At 70.7% G+C, this 20,035-nt stretch carries 20 protein-coding genes; 7 read left to right on the forward strand and 13 right to left on the reverse strand.

Annotated elements, in window-relative coordinates:
- Positions 1-30: 30 nt before the first annotated feature.
- The 3 genes from VC184_RS14270 to VC184_RS14280 all read right to left on the reverse strand — a co-directional run bounded on the left by VC184_RS14270 (position 31) and on the right by VC184_RS14280 (position 2,721).
- Positions 31-795 (reverse strand): hypothetical protein, encoded by a 765-nt coding sequence (locus tag VC184_RS14270; RefSeq protein ID WP_323986698.1) that lies wholly within the window; start codon positions 793-795, stop codon positions 31-33.
- Between the two features lie 157 nt (positions 796-952).
- A complete protein-coding gene (locus VC184_RS14275) occupies positions 953-2,269 on the reverse strand; it encodes a hypothetical protein (RefSeq protein ID WP_323986701.1) in 1,317 nt (438 codons plus the stop codon).
- A 164-nt stretch (positions 2,270-2,433) separates the two neighbouring features.
- Complete coding sequence (locus VC184_RS14280) at positions 2,434-2,721, reverse strand: WXG100 family type VII secretion target (protein ID WP_112617469.1); 288 nt, start codon at positions 2,719-2,721, stop codon at positions 2,434-2,436.
- Between the two features lie 209 nt (positions 2,722-2,930).
- Here VC184_RS14280 and VC184_RS14285 point away from each other — a divergent pair, with 209 nt between their 5' ends.
- From VC184_RS14285 to VC184_RS14305, 5 genes are all read left to right on the forward strand, one after another.
- Positions 2,931-4,337, forward strand: a complete 1,407-nt coding sequence (locus VC184_RS14285) for an HNH endonuclease signature motif containing protein (protein WP_323986703.1) — start codon at positions 2,931-2,933, stop codon at positions 4,335-4,337.
- Positions 4,338-4,547: 210 nt separating this feature from the next.
- Entirely contained in the window at positions 4,548-5,378 is an 831-nt protein-coding gene (locus VC184_RS14290) for a hypothetical protein (RefSeq protein WP_323986705.1), read from the forward strand.
- Complete coding sequence (locus VC184_RS14295) at positions 5,368-5,784, forward strand: phage holin family protein (RefSeq protein WP_323986707.1); 417 nt, start codon at positions 5,368-5,370, stop codon at positions 5,782-5,784. The genes VC184_RS14290 and VC184_RS14295 overlap by 11 nt, the downstream gene beginning before the upstream one ends.
- Positions 5,781-6,356, forward strand: coding sequence for a DUF3618 domain-containing protein (locus VC184_RS14300; protein ID WP_114588803.1), 576 nt, complete (start codon positions 5,781-5,783; stop codon positions 6,354-6,356). The genes VC184_RS14295 and VC184_RS14300 overlap by 4 nt, the downstream gene beginning before the upstream one ends.
- Positions 6,357-6,501: 145 nt before the next feature.
- Positions 6,502-7,545 (forward strand): YihY/virulence factor BrkB family protein, encoded by a 1,044-nt coding sequence (locus VC184_RS14305; RefSeq protein WP_282501590.1) that lies wholly within the window; start codon positions 6,502-6,504, stop codon positions 7,543-7,545.
- A gap of 39 nt (positions 7,546-7,584) precedes the next feature.
- Here the strand turns inward: VC184_RS14305 and VC184_RS14310 are convergent, their stop codons facing one another.
- From VC184_RS14310 to VC184_RS14320, 3 genes are read right to left on the reverse strand one after another with little or no spacing between them, the layout of a single operon-like run.
- Positions 7,585-8,058 carry a glutaminase gene (locus VC184_RS14310; protein WP_282501591.1) on the reverse strand — a complete coding sequence of 158 codons (474 nt, stop codon included), beginning with the start codon at positions 8,056-8,058 and terminating at the stop codon, positions 7,585-7,587.
- 9 nt (positions 8,059-8,067) lie between these two features.
- Positions 8,068-8,931, reverse strand: coding sequence for a transposase (locus tag VC184_RS14315; RefSeq protein WP_323986708.1), 864 nt, complete (start codon positions 8,929-8,931; stop codon positions 8,068-8,070).
- Between the two features lie 10 nt (positions 8,932-8,941).
- A complete protein-coding gene (locus VC184_RS14320) occupies positions 8,942-9,082 on the reverse strand; it encodes a hypothetical protein (protein ID WP_162815491.1) in 141 nt (46 codons plus the stop codon).
- Positions 9,083-9,170: 88 nt separating this feature from the next.
- Between VC184_RS14320 and VC184_RS14325 the strand changes: the two genes are divergently transcribed.
- Positions 9,171-9,515: a DUF7882 family protein gene (locus VC184_RS14325; protein ID WP_112617735.1), complete on the forward strand. Its 345-nt coding sequence runs from the start codon at positions 9,171-9,173 to the stop codon at positions 9,513-9,515.
- 51 nt (positions 9,516-9,566) lie between these two features.
- Here the strand turns inward: VC184_RS14325 and VC184_RS14330 are convergent, their stop codons facing one another.
- From VC184_RS14330 to VC184_RS14355, 6 genes are all read right to left on the reverse strand, one after another.
- Complete coding sequence (locus VC184_RS14330; RefSeq protein ID WP_112617734.1) at positions 9,567-9,884, reverse strand: DUF7882 family protein; 318 nt, start codon at positions 9,882-9,884, stop codon at positions 9,567-9,569.
- A gap of 61 nt (positions 9,885-9,945) precedes the next feature.
- On the reverse strand, positions 9,946-10,197 hold the full coding sequence (locus VC184_RS14335) for a hypothetical protein (protein ID WP_269268212.1): 252 nt from the start codon (positions 10,195-10,197) through the stop codon (positions 9,946-9,948).
- A gap of 74 nt (positions 10,198-10,271) precedes the next feature.
- Positions 10,272-10,826 (reverse strand): MarR family winged helix-turn-helix transcriptional regulator, encoded by a 555-nt coding sequence (locus VC184_RS14340; protein WP_240309765.1) that lies wholly within the window; start codon positions 10,824-10,826, stop codon positions 10,272-10,274.
- Between the two features lie 127 nt (positions 10,827-10,953).
- Positions 10,954-12,216 carry a Na+/H+ antiporter NhaA gene (nhaA, locus tag VC184_RS14345; protein ID WP_323986709.1) on the reverse strand — a complete coding sequence of 421 codons (1,263 nt, stop codon included), beginning with the start codon at positions 12,214-12,216 and terminating at the stop codon, positions 10,954-10,956.
- A gap of 78 nt (positions 12,217-12,294) precedes the next feature.
- Complete coding sequence (locus VC184_RS14350) at positions 12,295-13,605, reverse strand: hemolysin family protein (protein ID WP_274179271.1); 1,311 nt, start codon at positions 13,603-13,605, stop codon at positions 12,295-12,297.
- Positions 13,606-13,795: 190 nt separating this feature from the next.
- The gene (locus tag VC184_RS14355) at positions 13,796-16,378 is read right to left on the reverse strand and encodes a DUF7507 domain-containing protein (protein WP_323986710.1); all 2,583 of its coding nucleotides are present in this window, start codon (positions 16,376-16,378) and stop codon (positions 13,796-13,798) included.
- 179 nt (positions 16,379-16,557) lie between these two features.
- Here VC184_RS14355 and VC184_RS14360 point away from each other — a divergent pair, with 179 nt between their 5' ends.
- Complete coding sequence (locus VC184_RS14360) at positions 16,558-17,742, forward strand: MFS transporter (RefSeq protein ID WP_274179273.1); 1,185 nt, start codon at positions 16,558-16,560, stop codon at positions 17,740-17,742.
- Here VC184_RS14360 and VC184_RS14365 read toward each other — a convergent pair.
- The gene (locus VC184_RS14365) at positions 17,649-19,991 is read right to left on the reverse strand and encodes a helix-turn-helix transcriptional regulator (RefSeq protein WP_323986711.1); all 2,343 of its coding nucleotides are present in this window, start codon (positions 19,989-19,991) and stop codon (positions 17,649-17,651) included. The genes VC184_RS14360 and VC184_RS14365 overlap by 94 nt on opposite strands.
- Between the last annotated feature and the right edge of the window lie 44 nt (positions 19,992-20,035).

Consider the following 20,035-nt stretch of genomic DNA (forward strand, 5'->3'; position numbering starts at 1 on the left):
CTCGTCGCTCGGTCGGGCGTCAGCGCCCGGTCAAGCGCGGCGGGGCGCGAAGCGCGCGCCGAGCATACCGGGCGGCGTCTGCCGCGCGTCCGTCGCGATGGACTCCGTGATGCGGCCCGCGATCTCGAGCTCGTCGATGGCGTCGCCGACATCCGCCAGGATGCGGGCGCGTGTGTCCTCATCGAGAGCGGCGATGGCCGCGGCGAGCCGATCCACCGTCCCCTTCCAGCGTGCGGAGCCGTCCGTCGGCTTGCGCCGGAAGACCACGAAGTACAACGCGCCCACGATGAGATCTGCCGCGATCGCCGCGATGCCCCACATGCCCTCGGCCTGATCCTGGGTCGCTGCGAGGATTGATACGACCAGCGCGACGGCCGCTGCCGGAGCGTGTATCCAGCCGACCGCGTGAGCGGATCCCGCGTCGACGCGGCCTCCATCACTCCCGCTCGTGAGCAGCCCGGCACCGGCGACCACGGCACCCGCGGCGAAGACGACACCAGCAGCACCGACCGCGGCGATATCCGCTCGGCCGAACACCCACCCGAGAAGCAGCGCAGCGCCAACCACCGGCGCCGCCATCCCGACGAGGTTCCAGATCAGAAGCAGGATCGTCATCACGGGGTGCCGACCCGAGTGGGCAGCCAACTCCCGGAACACCGAGGTGGGCGCTGAGAAGGCCATGACCCGACGCACCTCGGGCGCTTCCTGCCAGGCACGCGCTTCGAGACGCCACCAGTCGATGGGCTCCCACGTGCGGCGCGATGCCGCGAAACGCGCGGCGGGCCCCGACGTCATGTCGCCTGCTCCGAACGACCCTTGCCGATGGCGGCCATGCTCGACATGATCTCCCCTGTTCCTGAGTTTCACATCACTCAGACTGATCCGTACGACCCGGTGCACTCGACAGCCGTCGACGAACCGTCGACATCTCGTCGGCTCGTCGCGATGAGAGTCAGCGCTCGCCGCGGTCGGTGCCGAAGAACACGGGGTCGGAGGGAGATTCCCGGTCGGGGAGATACCCCTCAGGCAGGGGGCCCTTGCCGAACAGCATCCGGCTGAGCTCGAACTTGTCGCCGGGCTTGCACGGCGACGTGGCGGTGACGACGACGTTCCCGTTGTCGACCAGCGTCACCGTGAGCAGGGAGTAGACGCCCTGCTCACGGACGATCACGTCGCTAGACGCGACCTCGCCCGACGCAAGGTCCATGCCGTCGACATCGAAGCCTTCGGACACCAGGTGCTGCGCGACAGCGTCGCGCCTGCCAGCCACCTCTGCCGGATCGATCGTGGTCGTGCGTGTCAGGTCGAACTTCCAGCCGTCGTCGCACCCGACACCGGATGGGGTCATCCCGTACGTCCGCACCTCCCACGGCCCCTCGTTGATGACGGCCAGCACGCCATTCGTCGTCTCGCGGAAGTCGAGGTACAGGCTCTCCGCCTCCTGGTACAGCTCGTCTCCCGCCGGTTGCGCCACCGTCGCTCCACATCCCGTCAGGACGATGCCCGCCACGGCGGTCATCGTGGCCGCGAGCAGACCCAACGGTGCGCGGCGCGCGCGCGCTGCATCGGTAGCACTGATCAGCCCACGCGAGGCGAGGATGTCGACGGCCTCCCCGATCGTCGTGAGGGTCGCCGCCGCCGCTGCGGGTGGCAGCGCGTCGATCCGACGGTTCAAGCCTGCACCGGCACGCTCGACGTTGTCACGGTTCTCATCCGTCGGCATCCGGCGCTGGCGGATCGTCAGAAAGGCGCCGAGCGCGAGGTCGACCAGCACGCCGGCGATGCCCCACGCGCCGAGGAGCCGATCATCGAGGAGTGCCTGCACCGCGACGACCGCCACCGCCAACGCGGAGATCAGATGGACGATGCCGATCGTGCGCATGGTGCGCGGGTGCACGCTCTCAGGGCGGCCTCGCTGCGACAGCACCCCGAACAACGCGATGAGGGCGGCGACGCCCATCGCCGTGCCCGCCACCGCGAGATCCAGTTGATCGCCCTCGATGAGCACCGCTCGCAACGAGGCGAAAGCGGCGACGGCGGGGATCACGAGGGAGGCGATCTGGGCGAAAGCGAGCAGCGGCTGCACGAAAACGGGACGATCGGGCACGAGCGAGCTCCAGGCCCCACGCGGCGCCAACCGGGCCAGCGCCAACTGCACCTCGGGGTGCGCGCGGAACGCGGTGGCCTCGAGCTTCCACCACGACACTCGATCCCAGCCGGTCGCGTGCTGCGCCAGTTCCTGCGGCGTCTCCGCCGTCACTCGCGCCACCCGGGTTGCTCCTTCGCGTTCGCAGTGATCAGGTCTGCGGGGATGAAGTCTGGTGCCTGTCGCCGCTCGATCACATCGTCGACGATCATCGAACGCAACACCGCCTCAGTTCGGTGCGGACCAGGATGCAGCCCGGTCCGCACCGCATCGATGTCGCGAACCGATCAGCTGCCGGCGAGCTGCTGGTCGAGGTCCTGGATCGCGCGCATCATGCCCAGCAGCGACTCGGACATGTCGTTGATGCCATCGACCGCGTTCTTCAGACCGGTGGTGAGCTCGGAGTAGCCCTCACCGAACTTGCCCGACGCGTGCTGCGTCTTGAAGTCGTCGCCCAGAAGCGTGTCGACCTGCGACTTCAGGGTGTCCAGCTGACCCTGAATGTCATCACGAGCCTGCGCCAGCGAGCTCGCAACCTGCTCCATCTCGCCATAAGATGCACCGAAATCAGCCATGACGGCCCTCCTGAAAGTAGATGTCCCGACCCCCCTCCGGAGCCGACACAGAAAACCTATCGGCACCGATCGGCCCGGGTCGATGGGGAGAACTCCCCACCCTGCTCCGCTCGGACATCAGCGTCTTGTGGCGGAGGCACCGCTTGCGGCGTTGCGGCGCCTGTGGAAAGTCGCGGGCCGATGTCGGGGGTTCGTGGCAACATTAGAACATGCATTCGAATGGCGGGCTCGGCAGCGGGATGGGCAGCGACGGCGATGTCGACGCCCTCGCTCAGCTCGTCGCGGATGCCGAGGGGGCGGCGGATGCTGCGCGGGCGGCGCAGATCCGTGAGGTTCGGGTGCTCGCGGCGGCTGGTGTGCTCGCGGAGAAGCAGGCTGCTGGGGCATCGGAGAAGGTCAAGGCGCGCGAGATGGCGTTGCGGGGCATCGCCGCGGAACTTGCCGGAGTGTTCGTCGCGACCGACCGGACCCTGCAGCGGCGCATCGACGAGGCGCGCGATCTGGTCGAGAACTACCCGGTGACGATGGCCGCGTGGGAGGCGGGGCGCATCGTGCGCGGGCATGTGCGGGCCATTCAGGAGGTCGGGTGCATCGTGCCCGTGGCGGAGCGGGCGGAGTTCGAGCGGGTTGCGGTCGAGCGGTGCGAGGGCGAGACGCCGAACCGGGTGCGGGATGCGTTGCGGATGATCGCGGAGCGGATTCACCCGCGGTCGTTCACGGAGCGGCACGAGGAGGCCGCGGCGGGGCGGGGCGTGCGGGTGCAGGCCGGGGCCGATGGGATGTCGGACCTGATCGCGACGCTGCCGACGGTGATCGCAGATGGGATTGTTGACCGGCTGACGCGGCAGGCGCGGGAGATCATCAACGCGCGGGCTCAGGCTGATGCGCCTGGCACGCCTGACACTCGAGCCGACGCGAACGGCGGCTCACCCGATGCCGACACGACGATTCGCGACGGGTCGTCGTTCATCGACGATGCGCGATCGATCGACCAGGTCCGCGCCGACGTGTTCTCCGACCTCCTCCTCGCGGGGGCGCCGGCCCTCGACCCGACTGGCACCGGTGACGGGAAGGGAACGCTCGGGGCGATCCGGGCACACGTGCAGGTCGCCGTGTCCGCACTCACGCTGATGGGTCAGGACGACGGGCCCGCTGACCTGGCCGGGCGCTCGCCCATCGACGCCGCCACTGCACGCGAACTCGCGGGCAACGCAACCTCGTGGGATCGGTTGCTGACCCACCCGGTCACGGGAACCGTGCTCGAATGCGACACCTACCGGCCCACGGCGGCGATGGTGCGGCTGCTGCGGGCACGGGACCGGCACTGCCGGTTCCCCGGATGCCGGCAACCCGCCATCCGCTGCGAGATCGACCACACCATCGCCGCATCCGACGGCGGCGCGACGCACGTGTGCAACCTCGCCAACCTCTGCAAACGCCATCACGACGTCAAACACCACACCCGATGGCGAGTCCAACAACTCGCGGGCGGAAGGCTGATCTGGACCTCACCCACCGGACGGATCTACCGCGAAGACGCACCACCACCACTCGTCGCCTTCACCGTCGCCACCACGATCCCAGACCCACCCGATCCGGGGCGCCCACCGTTCTGATCCAGCGCGTGCCGAAACGCGCGCCCGCGTGCCAGAGCGTGCGCCCGAGCATGCCCCAGGGCCCGGATTCGGATCCGTTTCGCGCAGCGCCGGTACAGAAGGCGCGACCATCCCACAGCGCTTCGCCGTCGTCAAGCCCCGGGGCAAGACGAGGGGAAGAGGCGTTACATCGGCACCCCACGAACGCAAGCGGTACCGAGAGGAGAACCGATGTCGCAGAACTATGGTGAGCCGACGTCCGGCTCGCAGGCAGGATCAGGGTCGGGAACGGCGGAGACGGCGAAGCACGAAGCCGGAGAGGTCGCGGGCGCCGCAAAGGCCGAGGCCGGGCACGTCGTCGAGACGGCCAAGCAGGAAGCGGCGGGTGTCGCGTCGGAGGCCAAGTCTCAGGCGAAGCAGGTCTATGCGCAGACGAAGCAGCAGCTCACCGAGCAGGCGGCGTCGCAGCAGCAGCGTGTCGCCGACGGGCTGCGGTCCATCGGCGACGAGCTGGATTCTCTGGCGCAGAACTCCGAGAACCCCGGCATCGCCACCGACCTGGTGCGCCAGGTGTCGACCCGCGTGAGCGGCGCGTCGGACTGGCTGTCGCAGCGCGACCCGGGCTCGCTGGTGAGCGAAGTGAAGAGCTTCGCCCGACGCAAGCCTGGCGTGTTCATCGCGGGAGCGTTGATCGCGGGCGTCGTCGCTGGCCGCCTCACCCGCGCCCTCACCGAGAGCGCGAAGGAGGAGCATGACTCCGCCCCCGTCTCCGGGGCGACCGGAAGGACTGCCGGCGGAGTGCCCTCGGCACCGTCGGCACCGTCCCCCGCGCCGGTGAACGCTCCGCTCGACGCGCCGATCGGCACGCCGGGATCCGCAGCCACCGGCATCCCCGCAGCGCCGTCGGCCCCGTCGAACGCTCCCGTCGGAGCTCCGCTCGACGAGCCGATCGACGTCGCTCCGGACGCTGTCGAGCCCACCCCGCTGTACGACAGCTCCGTCGGGCGGACCGCCGACGAGCCGTACACCGAGGGCATCGGGGAGCGCCGAGATGACCGATAACCCCACGCCTTCCGAGCAGCAGGCGGCGAATACGTCGCTCGGCGATCTGCTGGGCGAGGTCACGCGCGACTTGTCGGAGCTGATGCGCCAGGAGATCAACCTGGCCAAAGCCGAGCTGAAGCAATCGGGAACGCGCGCGGGCAAGGGCGCCGGAATGCTGGGCGGCGCGGGATACGCGGCGCTCATGGCGATCTTCTTCCTGTCGATCGCGCTCTGGTGGGCGCTCGGCCACCTGGTCGGACTCGGCTGGTCGGCCGTCATCGTCGCCGTCATCTGGGGCGTCATCGCGGCCGTGCTCTACGCCCTCGGGCGCAAGCAGCTCGCGCAGGTCCAGGGCGCCCCGAAGACAGCCGAGACCCTGGGCAAGATCCCCGACGCATTGAAGAGAAATGAGGAGAACCGATGACCGATTCACCGGAAGCGATCCGCGCCGACATCGAGCGCAAGCGTCGCGAGCTGAGCCAAGACACCGACGCCCTCGTCGACAAGGTGACGCCCTCGAAGATCGCCCATCGTCAGACCGACAAGATCAAAGGCGCACTCGGATCCGTCCGTGACCGGGTGATGGGCGCGGCCGACGACGCCGGCTCGTCGCTCCATGACGCCGGGTCCTCCGTCGCCGGAGGCGTGTCCGGAGCTGCCCACAAGGTAGGCGCGAAGGCGGAGGGCAACCCTCTCGCCGTCGGGCTGATGGCCTTCGCCGGCGGTCTGCTCGTCGCGTCGCTCATCCCCGCATCCAGCAAGGAGAAGGGCATCGCGGCCGACGTCAAGGAGCAGGCGCAGCCCCTCGTCGAGGAAGCCAAGAGCGTCGCCCAGCAGGTCGGCTCCGACCTGAAGGAGCCGGTGCAGGATGCCGCGGCAGCGGTGAAGGAGACGGCCTCCGAGGCGGTCTCCCACGTCAAGAGCGACGCCCAGGACGGGGTCGGCACCGTCACCGATCGCGCCCAGGAGGCCCGCGACAACGTCAGCGGCAGCTGACACCCCCCGCAGCGCGAGCGCTGCACGAACCGTGCACCGGGGCGGCCGTCGTCGCCGGCCCGGTGCACGGTCGCGTTCCCCCCGCGTCGCCGATCACCCCCGCGGCGCCGAACACCCGCCGCGTGCATGATCCCCCAGGAGAGACATGAGCAACCAGAGAACCGACGGACCCGACCCCGAGCACCCCGCGAAGCCGGACTCCATCACCGATGTCGAGAAGCCCTCGTGGAAACACGTGCTCAAGCGGACTATCCGCGAGTTCAGCCGTGACCAGTGCCCCGACCTCGCGGCCGGCCTGACCTACTACGCCGTTCTGTCGGCGTTCCCCGCACTCCTGGCCGTGTTCTCGCTCCTCGGCGTCATCGGACAGGGACAGCAGGCCGCCGATGCGGTGCTCGACATCGTCGGACAGATCGCGCCCGGAGGCGCCGCCGAGACCCTCCGCGGGCCGATCGAGGAGATCGCGGGCTCCCCCGCAGCGGGCTTCGCCCTCGTCTCCGGCATCGTTCTGGCGCTGTGGTCGGCCTCGGGTTACGTCGGGGCGTTCAGCCGCGCCATGAACCGCATCTGGGAGATCGACGAGGGCCGACCGTTCCTCAAGCTCAAGCCGCAGCAGCTCGGCGTGACGCTTCTCGCGGTCGCGCTCGTCGTCGTCGCGCTCGTCCTTCTCGTCGTCTCCGGCCCCGTGGCCGAGGCCATCGGCGACGCGATCGGCCTGGGCAGCACCGCCGTGCTCATCTGGCAGATCGCCAAATGGCCCGTGCTCGCCTTCATCGTCATCCTGCTCGTCGCCGTGCTCTACTACTTCGGGCCCAACGCCAAGCAGCCGCGTTTCCGCTGGATCAGCGCGGGCGCCGTCATCGCCATCGTCGTGCTCGCCATCGCGACCGCGGGCTTCGGCATCTACGTCGCGAACTTCTCCAACTACGAGCGCACCTACGGGTCGTTCGCGGGCGTGATCATCTTCCTGCTGTGGCTGTGGATCACGAACCTCGCACTGCTGTTCGGCGCCGAGTTCGACGCCGAGCTCGAGCGCGGACGCGAACTGCAGGCCGGGATGCCGGCGGAGGAGACGATTCAGCTGCCGCCGCGCGACACCACCCGGATCGAGAAGACCGCGAAGCAAGAGGCCGAGGAGCGCGCGGAAGCGCGGCGCCTGCGCGCGACGGGAGGCAAGTCGGACGACTGAGGCTGTGCCGCGCTGCTGCCCGGGGGCCCCGAGAACGCCTCAGGGCAGCAGCGCGATCCGGTCGTCGAGGTAGGCGGCCAGCGGCATCCGGGCGCCCGCCGCGAACGCGACGGTCACGACACCGTCGTCGCTGCGCGCGAGCGGACCCGAAGCCCCGCCCGCATCGACGACGTCGAGATCGATCGGCGACCAGTCCAGATGCACCGGCTCGCCTTCGGCGAAGCCACCGCGGAACGCCGCCGCTGCGCGCTCGGAGCGGGCACGCTGCGCCTCGGCGGTGTACCCGCGGATCGCCTCGGCCCGGGCTCGCAGCAGCTCGCCGGTCGCGAACACCTCGTCGTCGGTGATGAGCAGAACACCGAGATGCCACGCATCCCCGACCGGCAGGATGCGGGCGGCGCGGCCGAAACCGAGCAGGCGGCGCCCCTCACTCCGGACGCCGAGACGCTCGCGGGGAACACCGACCAGCCGACGGCGGGCGTCGGAGATCAGTTCGGTCGCAGCATCCGGCATCCTTCGATGCTATTGACCGTCGTCGTCGGCCGCGCGCACCTTGCGCTCCGCCGCCGCCAGCGCCTCCCGCGCCGACGCGACCACGTCGTCGAGCTCGTCGACGGCGGCGTCGGCCCGCTCGGCATCCTCGGACACCCGCGCGAGGTCTCGCCGGAGCTCGTCGGCCCGCTCGTGCAGCCTGTCAGCCCGTTCCCGGGCGCTCGAGCGACGCTCCTCCGCTCGTGCCAGCACGCGACCGGCCTCGCTCGCCTCGCGCTGCGCCTCACGCCTCCGCTTCTCGGCCTCGCGTCGAGCGCGGCGCTCGGCGAGGTCGTCACGCGGCCTGTCGGGCGCGTCGGGAGCGCCGGGTATCGAACCGGCGACGCGGTCCGTCAGCGCGTCCGAGTCGAGCGCGCCCGGTTCGAGCGTACGCACCAGCCGGCCGGCCGCCACCACGGCCCCCGCCGCAGCATCGACGATCGCCGAGTTGACGGTCCGCTCCACCTCGTCACGGGCCGCCGCTGACAGCGAGACACCGGCGTCGTCAGCCAGGTCGGCGGACCGCCGCGCGAGCGCCGCGACGAGGGCACGCCGTTGTTTGCCGAGCCGGGCGAGTTCCGCCGCGTCGAGGTCGTCCTGAGCTTCGCGCAACGCGGTGGACAGTTCGAGCGCCTCACGGAACGAGGGGTCGTGGGCCAGCAGATTGACCGCCCACGCTGCCACCGTCGGCTTGCGCAGACCGCGGATGCGGGAGCCGAGCGCCCCGGAAGCCTCGGCCGCACGAGCGTTACGGGCCGCGACGAAGTCTCCCGGCGGCACGACGAGCAGCTCCGCGGCCACCGCGTCGAACCCGTCATCCCCGCTGCCGCCGGTCCGCGCGCCGTTCGCCGTCATCCCGCCATTGTCACTGACGGCGCTTCGGAGCGCGCGGCATCAGCTCGCCGTCGACGACATCGAAGGCCGGGAGATCCGCGAACACATCGTCGTCGAGCGGGCCGGCACCTCTCGGCTCGAGCTCGTCATCGGGGCGGGGATCGATCGTCATCGACTTCAACTTTTCTCCGCTATCCACGGAGCGTCGAGGCCTTGACAACAAGATTGGGGTTCGTCTCGCGGCGGTTTAATGTGGTGTCGTGGGCACCATCTACTACGGAGACGGCGCATCGCCGATCCACATCGAAGACCGCACGCTGGCGCACCTCAAGGTGGTCATCGCCACGAAGCTGCGGCGCGGAGAGAGCTTCACGCTCTCGTGGCGACACCCCGACGGCGAGCCCACCGGGCGAAGCACGATCTGGCTGCACCCCTCGATCCCGCTCCGATTCGCTTTCGACGACCCCGAGCCGACGACGCTCAGCCGCGAGTGGGTCGAGGAGATGGCGAACTCGGCCAACTCGTCCGGCGGCATCATGATCGTCGCCGAGCATCTGGACGACCCCGACACGGTCGCACCGTCCGGAAGCGACACGACTGCCTGACGGGCTGTGTGCCGCCCGGCGGTCTGCCTGAGCGGTCTGCCTCAGGCGACGTCAGCCGACTTCGGGTGCGCCGTCGTCCACGGGCTCGGGAACGATGGAGAGTCCCGCCGGGCCGCTCGCCACCTGCATGAGCTCCTCGACCCAATGCCGGTTGATCCGCGGCTGCCTGCTGCCCGAGAAATGGAACTGCAGCGGCACGGACGGGTGGATCCAGTAGCTGCGACGCTCACCCCCGCGGGGCAGATCGATGTCGAACATGAACGGCTCGGAACGGCGCAGCTTGTTCATGATGACGATGCGCAGGTGTGCCAGAGTACGGTCGTCGATCTCGACGGAGTTCCCCAGCGTGTCGTAGATGAATCGGCCCACGCAGTGAGCCTAACGCGCAACGGACGGTCCGATAAACGACGGACCGCGGGCGCGTGATCCGCTAACCGTCGATCTGAGCCGAGGTCTCGACCGCGAGCATTTCGGCCGCACCCTCTTCGACGCCGATGGGGACGACCACGGGGCGGCTGGCGCTGAAGGCCTCCCACTCCCGCAGGACCACGCGCTCGACGTCCACGACGGCGAGCGACGGGTGCGCGGCGGCCAGGCGCGAGACGACGCCCGAGAACGACGTCACCACCTGCCCTTCGATGGTGAAACGCTCCTCGATCGGGGTCACCGGGAGGGAACACATGTTCCCATCGTGTCATGCGGTTCCCCGCCTGACGAATGTCAATTCGCGGGCTTTCTCCGCTGACTAGCTACCTGTCAGGAGCGGTCGCTGCGCGCCTGCTCTGCCCGTGGGTCATGGGCGTGAGCGTCGACCTCGTCGACGGCCTGCTGGAGGCGTCCGAGGCACGCGATCACGGCTCGCGCCTCGTCGACGGTCATTCCGTCGACAGCGGCGATCATGCGCTCGTGCATCCTCCCGAGCGTCGCCCGCACCTCGTCGTCCGACTTCTCGGTGGCCACGACGTGGACACTGCGCCGATCGCTCGGATGCGCCTGGCGGACGACGTGGCCCGACTTCTGCAGCCGATCGATCAGGGCCGTCGTCGAAGCGGTCGAGATACCGAGGTAGCGGGCGAGTTCGGTCGGCCCGACGAGACGGCCCTCGCCCTGCGCCTTGATGAGGTAGCGGAGGACGAGCAGCTCGTTCTCACCCATCGACATCGAGTCGCGGGTCCGCCGCCGCATGGCGGCTTCGGCGGCGCGGTAGAGGCGGAAAGCCTGCAGAACGGCGATGCCGCGCTCGCGGGGAGTGCCGGGATCATCAGAGTCCGACGGATACCAGTAATGCGTGGGCGTCGGGACTTCGGGCACTTCGGCATCCTAAAACGTGCTCAGGGGTGTGTGCACGTGGCGCGCGCAGGGATTGACTCGATGGCCCATCCGTGAGACGGGATGATCCGAAACACGCACGACGCGGCCGGTCACTGGCCGCCACCGCTCACTCGTCCCGGTCGTAGCCGAGCGCGGGGCCTTCGCGGTCGATCGTGTGCGCGGCGGGCGCGCCGGCCTCTGCCCGGGCCCGACGAGCGCTCCTGCTGAGCAGCACGGCGGCCCCCGCGGCCGACAGCAGCGTTCCGAGGAGCACGCCGAGGCGAGCGCCGTCGGTGTGGACGCCGTCGGCGAACGACAGGCCGGTGATGAGCAGCGACACCGTGAACCCGATGCCGCACAGCAGACCGATGGGCAGGAGGTCACGCATCCCGACACCCCCGGGCAGGCGCAGCGGCGTGACGCGCGTGACGAGCGCGGTCGTCCCGAGCACCCCCGCAGCCTTGCCGACGACCAGACCGACGACGATGGCGAGGACGACGGGCTGCGCGACGACCGCCAGGGGGTCGCTGGTTCCGACCACGCTGACCCCGGCGGCGAAGAATGCGAAGACCGGGAGCGCGATACCCGAGGAGAAGGGGCGCACCAGGTCGTCGTACGTGTCGGTGCGCGCCACGCTCTCGCCGTGCACCGGGCGGGCGGGGACGGCGAACCCGAGCAGCACCCCGGCGATCGTGGCGTGGACGCCGGACGCGTGGAGGAAGCCCCACACGACGAGTCCGAGCGGCAGCAGTACCCACCACCGGGCCCACCGCTGCCGGACCACGACGGCGAACACCGCCGCGGTCGCGAGCGCCACCACGAGTGCCACGATGTGGATCGTCGCGGTGTAGAAGATCGCGATGATCAGGATCGCGAGCAGATCATCGACGACGGCGAGCGTCAGCAGGAACGTGCGCAGCCCCGGCGGGAGCCCCCGGCCGAAGATCGCCAGCACCGCCAGCGCGAAGGCGATGTCGGTCGCGGTCGGGATCGCCCACCCGCGCAGCGCGTCGGCGTCGCCCGAGACGAGGATCACGACGGTGAAGAGGATCGCGGGGAGCAGCATCCCCCCGACGGCCGCGAGCACCGGCACCGCGGCCTCGCGCGGGCGGCGCAGGCTGCCCGCGACGAACTCGTGCTTCAGCTCGACACCGACGACGAAGAAGAACAGCGCGAGCAGGCCGTCCGCGGCCCAGGTCGACAGCGAGAGGTCCAGGTGCAGAGCCTCGGGCCCGATCGTGAACTCCGACAGCGCCGCATACGAGGCAGCGAGCGGCGAATTGGCCCAGATCAGGGCGAGCGCTGCAGCACCGAGCAGAAGTGCTCCGCCCGTCGTCTCGCGGGACAGCCAGCGGCGCAGCCGGGCTCGGCGGGGAAGAGCGTCGTACATGCGAGGAGCCTTTCGATCCTCCGTCGGCAGTCGCCGACGGACATGTCGACCAGACTTCCCGACGCACCGACCCCCAGTTTACCCTTCGGCAGGTTCGACCGCGGGACCCTCCGTCGACGCGCGCGCAACATGGAGCTCGGCGATGCGACGACGGTCCAACCGCGTCACCTCGATCGTCGCGCCGTCGACCTCGATGCGGTCGCCGACCCTCGCGAGGCGCCCGAGCTGCTCGATCACGAACCCGGCGACGGTGTCGGACGTCCCGCGCGGGATCGAGATGCCGGTGGCCTCCTCGAAGTCCTGCAGGTTCAGCCGCCCGTCGACGGGTCCGCCGTCACCCGAAAGCGGATGCGGCATGACCTCTGTGTCGTACTCGTCGACGATCTCGCCGACGACCTCCTCGACGAGATCCTCGAGCGTCACGATGCCGTCGGTGCCGCCGTACTCGTCGACGACGACCGCGATCTGGCTGCCCTCCGCCCGCATCGAGGTGAGTGTCGGCAGGAGGCGTGCGGTCGAGGGGAAGTACCGGATCGGCCGCACGATGGACTGGAGCGGCTGCGCGTCGTCAGTGCCCGCGGCATCCAGCACGTCGCGCACGTGCACGAACCCGGCAACATCGTCGATCGTCTGATCGATGATCGGGTAGCGCGAGTAGGGCAGATCGCGCACGAGCGCGGCCGCGGCACCCACGGTCTCGCCGCCCGGCAATGACACGACCTCAGGGCGCGGACGCATCACCTCGCTCAGCTGACGGTCGCGCAGCGACAGCACGTCGTCGAGGATGCGCCGCTCGTCCTCGGGGAGCCCCTCGTGGCTCGACACGATGTCGCGGAGCTCCTCGTCGCTCAGCTCCTCGCCGGTCTTGTTCGGGTCACCGCCCAACAGCCGCACGAGAAGGTTGGTCGAGAGCGAGAGCAGCCAGATCACCGGGCGCATGAGCTTCGCGAATCCGTTGAGCACCGGCGCGACGCCGTAGGCGAAGGCGGCGTTGCGCTGGATGGCGAGGCGCTTGGGCACCAGCTCGCCCAGCACGAGCGAGAGGTAGGCGATGATCAGCGTCAGGACGATGGTCGCCACCGTCATCGCGGCCGCCTCGGACAGCCCCCACGAGACCAGCAGCGGAGCGAGCGAGGGCGCGATCGACGAGGCGCCGTACGCCGCCGAAGCGAAGCCCGCGACCGTCACACCGATCTGCACGGCCGACAGGAAGGTGTTGGGGTTCCGCGCCAGCGCGGCGACCTTCTCACCCCGCTTGCCGCGCAGGGCGAGCGCGTTGACCTGGCTCTCGCGCAGCGTGACGAGCGCCATCTCGGTGGCGGCGAACACGCCACCGATGAGCACGAAGACGACGACGAGGACGATGTTGAGGAGCAGGTCGCCGTTCACCGGCGGACCTCGCTCGCGAGACGTGGCGCGCCCGGGGTCACCCGGGCGCCGGGACTGTCGGAATCGGAGGCCTTCGAGGCTCGATGCGTCATCGCATAAAAATAGCGGCATCCGCTCGGGATGCGCTGAACGCTTGACACAGGCCGAGGCCCCCACGACGTCGGGTGCGTCGCGGGGGCCTCGGCGGCTGTCAGGCCCGCGTCCGGCGTCGCAGCATCACGGCTGCCGCGCCGAGAGCGATCGTCAGACCGGCGAACAGGGCGAGCCGCATCAGCTGCTCGCTCCCGGCACCGGTCGCGGCGAGCGCGCCCACCGCGGTGCGCACGGTGTCGTCATCGGTCACCGGGTCGCCGGCCGGCGGGGTCGCCGTGACGGTAGCGGTGTTGATCACTTCACCGGCCACGCGATCGCTCGTGGTCACCGTGTACACGGCGGTCGCCGTCACCGACTCTCCGGGCGCGAGCACGTGATGCGCTCCGGGCCAGGCGCCGAACGCGATCTCCGACAGGCCGCGGAGCCCGTCCTGGATCGCGACGTCGCGCAGCGTCACGTCGCCGGCGTTCGTCACCGTGAAGGTGTAGCGGATGCGGTCGCCGTCGAGCTCCCCGCTCTTCGTCAGCTCGATGGCGGGCCCCTGCGGGAGCGGCTGGTCGAACTCGTCCTCGTCGGTCACCGGATCGCCGGCCGGCGGCGTGCCGGTGACGGATGCGGTGTTCTCGACGAGGCCGGCATCGCGGTCGGCCTGCGTCGGCGTGTAGGTCGCTGTCGCCGTCACCGACTGGCCCGGGGCGAGCACACCGGCCGAAGCAGGCCAGTCACCGTACGAGAGCTCGGAGAGACCCGGCAGCTCGTCGACGATCGCGACGTCCGTCAGCGTCACGTCGCCGGTGTTGGTCGCGGTGAACGAGTAGGTCAGCTCGCCTCCCTCCCGGACACCCGTCTTGACGAGGGCGATGCCGGGAGCCTGCGGAACCGGCAACTCGAACTCGTCCTCGTGGGTGACCGGGTCACCGGTCGGCGGGGTGCCCGTCGCGGTGGCGGTGTTGTCGACGAGCCCCGCGTCACGGTCGGCCTGCGTCAGCGTGTACGTCGCCGTCGCGGTGACCGACTGGCCCGGGGCCAGCACGCCCGCGGTGTCCGGCCAGGAACCGTAGGCGACGGCTGACAGACCCGGGAGGGCATCGGTGACGGACACGTCGCGGAGGGTGACATCGCCGGCGTTTCGGACGACGAAGGTGTAGGTCGCGATGTCGCCCTCGAGCGCGCCGGTCTTCTCGAGCAGGATGCCGGGTGCCTGCGGCACGGGCGCATCGAACTCGTCCTCGTCGGTGACGGGGCCGCCCGTCGGCGGCGTGCCGACCACGGTGGCCGTGTTCTCGACGATGCCCGCGTCACGGTCGGCCTGCGTCAGCGCGTACGTCGCGGTCGCGATGACCGACTGACCCGGAGCAAGCACGCCCGAGGCCCCCGGCCACGCACCGTACGAGATGCCGGACAGGCCCGGCAGGGCGTCGGTGATCGACACGTCCGTCAGCGTCACGTCGCCGGTGTTGGTCGCGGTGAAGGTGTATGCGATCGCGTCGCCGACCAGGGCACCGGTCTTCTCGAGCGAGATCGCGGGAACCGGGTCGGGCAGTGCGACCAGCGCGGGCGCCTCATCCGACACGGGGGCACCGGCGGGTGGCGTCCCGGTCGCGGTCGCGACGTTCTCGATGCTGCCCGCGGCGACATCGGCATCCGTCACCGTGTACGTCGCGGTCGCCGGCACCGATTGGCCGGGGTCGAGCACGCCGGGGGCGCCCGGCCATGCGCCGAAGCGGATCGACGACAAGCCCGGCTTGGGGTCGGTGAGCGTCACATCGGTCAGCGTCACGCCGCCGTTGTTCGTGATCGTGAAGGCGTAGTCGACCGTGTCTCCGGCGACTCCGTGATCGCCGTCTGCGAGCACACCGGTCTTCTCCAGCGCGATCGAGACGCAGTTCTCGTTGACGATGTCGATCAGAGTGCGCTGCAGCGCGGAGAATCCGGCGATGTAGTAATCGGAGCCCTCCGCCGGCCCGGAGACCTGGCGGATGTGCTCGCGGAAGTCGGCGAGCGCCTGGCCGGAGAGGTTGTCGCTCACACCGATCGGCACGATCCGGGTTCCCGTCGCCTTCAGGTCGTTCGCGCTGCGGACCGAGGCGTCCATGACGGCGCGGTCGGTGCTGTTACCGGGTCCGCGCGCCGGGCTGCCGTGCTGAGTCGGGTTGCCGTCCGTGAGGAAGATGAGCGCGTCATAGTCTTCCGGCGACGCGGTGACGGCGGCGAATCCGCGGTCCCAGTTCGTGCCGCCCTGAGCGCTGGCCGGACGCTGGATGCCGTTGACGTACGTGCTGACGGCGGCGACTCCGGCCTCATCGGCGAGCGAGGTCAGGGGCAGCGGCGCGTTCGCGGCGCCCGTGGTCGCCGGCGCGTTCGAGGCGAAGTTGTGAACGGCGAGCGCGAGCGGGTACCCCTCCAGGGCCTGCGCCAGCCCGGCGAGCTCGGAGCGGGTCTGCGCGAGCTGCGCGTCCGTCACGGAGTTGGACAGGTCGACGCTGATCGCGATGCTCATGTCGCAGCGTTCGCTCAGCGGCGGATTCGTCGACGGCGGCACGTCCGACTCGACGGCCTGAGCGGCGACGGATCCGCCGAGAGCGAGGGCCGACGACAGGGCCGCGGCGAGCAGGCCTCTCGCAGCGTGACGGGCGCGACGTCGTCGCGGCGGCGGTGAATCTGGACGCAGGTCTTTCACGGTCATCCTTCGGGTCGGGGGCACAGCTGCTCGGGCAGCGACTGTGCGAGCGCAGCGAACGCGCATCGCGCTCGACCCTGGCGGCCCCGGCGCGCTGGCGACGCGCGATGACGGCGAACTTCACCTCGGATTTCATCCCCGCTTCGCCGTGACCCGCCGTCGCGCACCAGAATGCTCTGGTGCACACCCGGCTCCTCTGGTCGCTGCTCCTGGCCGCGCTCGCGCTGAACGCCGTCTACGGAGCTGTGGCGGGCGTGCTCGTCCCGGCCCAGATCGCGAGAGCGGATGCCGCGAACAAGGACGCCATCCTCGCCGTCGCGCTCACCGCGTCGTCGCTGCTCACGCTCGTCGTCCATCCGCTGGCGGGAGCGGCCTCCGACCGCACACGCTCATGGCGGGGCCGACGAGCGCCGTGGATCGTCGCGGGGGCAGCGGGCAGCGCCGCCGTCATGGTGGCGCTGGGATACGCCGAGTCGGCAGGGGCCGTGGTGCTCGGGTGGCTCGTGCTGCAACCGCTGCTCAACGTCGTGGAGGCTCCGCTCGATGCTGTGCTCGCGGATCGGGTGGAGCCTTCGCGGCGGCCCCGAGCGGCGGCGTTCTTCGGGATGGGGGCCGCCGGCGGACTCGCTGCCGGCGCGGCGGGTGCCGGGCTGGGAGTCGCGGCGCCGCACGCGGTGTACCTGGCCCTGGCGGCCGGACTGCTCGTCGCGTCGGTCGGGTTCGTGGTGGCCAACCCCGACCGGTCCAGCGCAGGGACCACGACACGCGTCCCGGCCCGTGAGGCCTGGGCGTCGCGCGACCTCCGGCTCGTCTTCTCAGCCCGATTCGCCCTGGTGCTGGGTCACCAGCTGGTGATGGGGTATCTGCTCTATATCGTGATGGACTTCACGGGCGCGTCGGTCGAGGAAGCCGGCCGGACCGCGAGCCTCGTCATCGGTCTCCACATCGTCAGCCTGATCTGCGGCTCGCTCGCCGGGGCACTCTGGATCCGGCGCCGGGTCCCCTGGGTCGTGGCGGCGAGCGCCGTCCTTGCGGCATCCCTGCTGATCCCCGTCGCCGCCCCGAACGTCGCAGGGCTCGTGGCGTTCGCCGTGGTGGGCGGTGCGGCACGCGGCGTGTATCTGGCCGCTGACCTGGCCCTGATGATCGACGTCCTGCCGTCACGGGACGATTCGGGACGAGACCTCGGTCTGCTGGGTCTGGCGACCATCGTGCCGCAGACGCTCGCCCCCGCCCTGGCCGGGCTCGTGCTGATCCTCGGCTCGGGCTCCTACGGTGTCCTCTTCGTCCTCGCGGCGCTGGCCGCGCTGTCATCGACCGCGATCATCGCCCGGGTCGGATCGGCCCCCGCCAGAAGGCCGTAAGCGAGGGCGGCGGCGATGGCCTCCTCACGCGACGAGGCGCCGAGCTTGCGATAGAGGGAGCGTCGCTGCGACTTCACGGTGTTGATGGAGACGTGAAGGCGCGCGGCGATCTCTTCCATGTTCGCCGTGTCGACGAGGTGACGAGCGACGATGCTCTCTCGCGTCGTGAGCTGCGGGGCGACGCCCGCGATCGTGACCGGAGCGGGCAGGTCGTCGACGTCACCCTGGAACAGGTCGTGCTCGGCGGCGGGAAGGATGAGGAACGGGGTGCGCAACCCGTAGGTGCGGGCGAGGGCTCCCGCGCGGCCGGCGAGCGCTCGAGCCTCGTCGACGCGACCGAGACGGTGGAGCAGGATCGCCTCCAGCGCGGCTGCCTCGGTCCGCTGCCGAGGTGTGCGCGTCATGACAGCGTTGAGAAGCTTGAGAGCGCGCTCGTGCTGCCGATCGAAGACCGCGACCCGCGCCGCGGCGAGCACGACCTCGGCGCGGTCCGACGGGCGTGACGCGAGGCGTCGCGCTGACGCGAGATCCGCCGCGGCGAGAGCGAGCATGCTCTCGGTGGCGTCGAGCATGCGTGCGGCCGGCGAGCTCGCCGACATCCTCCTGCCACGTCGCGACCGCAGCGACCGCAGCCGCTCGAGGCCTTCGACGGGGCGCCCCGCCGAGATGTCGGCCCATGCGCGCGCGGCGCCGAGCGCCGGCCAGTGCTCGATGGTGTCGATGATCGGCCAGATGGTCGCGACGGCGGCCTCTGCTGCGGCGGCATCGCCGCGTTCGAGCGCCAGCCGGCTCTCGGCGATCCGCAGCAGACTGCCCTGATACTCGTCGAGGATGTCGTCAGGCCAGGGGCGCGCGAGCGTTTGCTCGACCCAGCTCTGCGCGGCCGGGAGCTCACCGGCGCTCGCCTGGATGAGGGCCAACCCGCCGTAAGCGAGGAGTTCGACGCTGGGCCGGGTCGCCGTGGCGAGCGCCTGCTCGAACTGATCGCCCGCGGCTCGGTCGTCTCCCCCGTACAGCAGGCTGATCGCCGCGTGCGCGTGGAGGTCGCCCCGCAGTCCGCGCAGCTGCTCGAGGTCGTCGGGAGGCAGTTCGTCGAGGGTCTGCGCGGCCAGACGTGCGGCTCGAACACCACGGTCTCCGACCCCGGTGAGGCGGCGGGCGACCGACTCGATGATCCGCAGCAGCGCACGGTCGGCCGGTTCGCTCTGCCCCGTCTGCACACCGAGCAGCGCGACGCCGAGCAGCTCGGCCGCGCGTACCCGGTGCTCCCGGCGGGCGTTGAGGATGAGTGCCTGGGCGAGGGCGATGACGGGCCAGCGACGCAGCTGCAGCAACGGGATCGGACGGAGGGCTGCTGCGATGCGCGCGCCGTTCCCCCAGAGCAGCTTGAGCCCGTCGCGGCGCAGCGCAGCATCGACGATGTCGAGCGCGTCGGCCGCCGCGCCTTCGACGACCGCCCCCAGCCCCGCCCCCTCCTGAAGGAGCGCACGGGCGGCCCGATGACGGATGGCGCGCTGGTCCTCCGCTGCGATGGGCGCGGCGGCGAGCGTGGCGGCTCGTATCGGCGCCGTGAGGGCGAAGATCAGCGTCCCGTCGTCGGTGCGCCATTCGCCGTGCCCCGTCCGTTCGGCCCGTTCGATGACGTCGTCGCCTCCGCCGAGCTGTGCAGCCAGCCGGGGGGTGAGGAACTCGGGCACGGCCAGCGCCGCCGACGTGGCAGGAAGCGGATGCGGCGCCAGCCGCGCCAGCACGAGCTGGACCGCCGCGGGGTCGGTGACGTTCGCCTCGACGACCGCGACGACGGCCGCCGGCAGCCCACCCGTCGCCGCCTGCACCGCGCGAGGATCCAGGTGGGAGCCGCGCGCGGCGACGTAGGTGATCGTCTCGTCGAGGGTGAACGCGAGATCGCGCACCCACTCCACGTCCCAGGCCACGGGCACAGCGCGGGCGCTCCTCACGGCGAGACGCACGATCAGGTCGGGCCTGGTGGCTCGCAGCTGTCGCAGTCGTTCCCATGCGCCGGGAGAGAGGGAGTCGCCGTCATCGATGATGAGCGTGCGTGAGACCTCGTCCGGTATCCGCCCGTCTCCGGCCCACGTGACGTCGCGACGCCCCTCTGCGAACTGCCGGAGCAGAGTGCTCGCCCCCGCCCCGTCCGGCCCGAGCAGGGCGACCAGGGGCGCCGGCGATGCGAGCGCCGAGAGGAGACGTGGGCGATCCAGGCGCACCGGGGCGCGCAGGGGTGCCATGGCTGGAATGCTAACGGAGCGCGGCGCGTCAGTCGACGAAACCG

Source organism: Microbacterium plantarum, from assembly GCF_035231185.1.
GTDB classification, from domain to species: Bacteria; Actinomycetota; Actinomycetes; order Actinomycetales; family Microbacteriaceae; genus Microbacterium; species Microbacterium plantarum.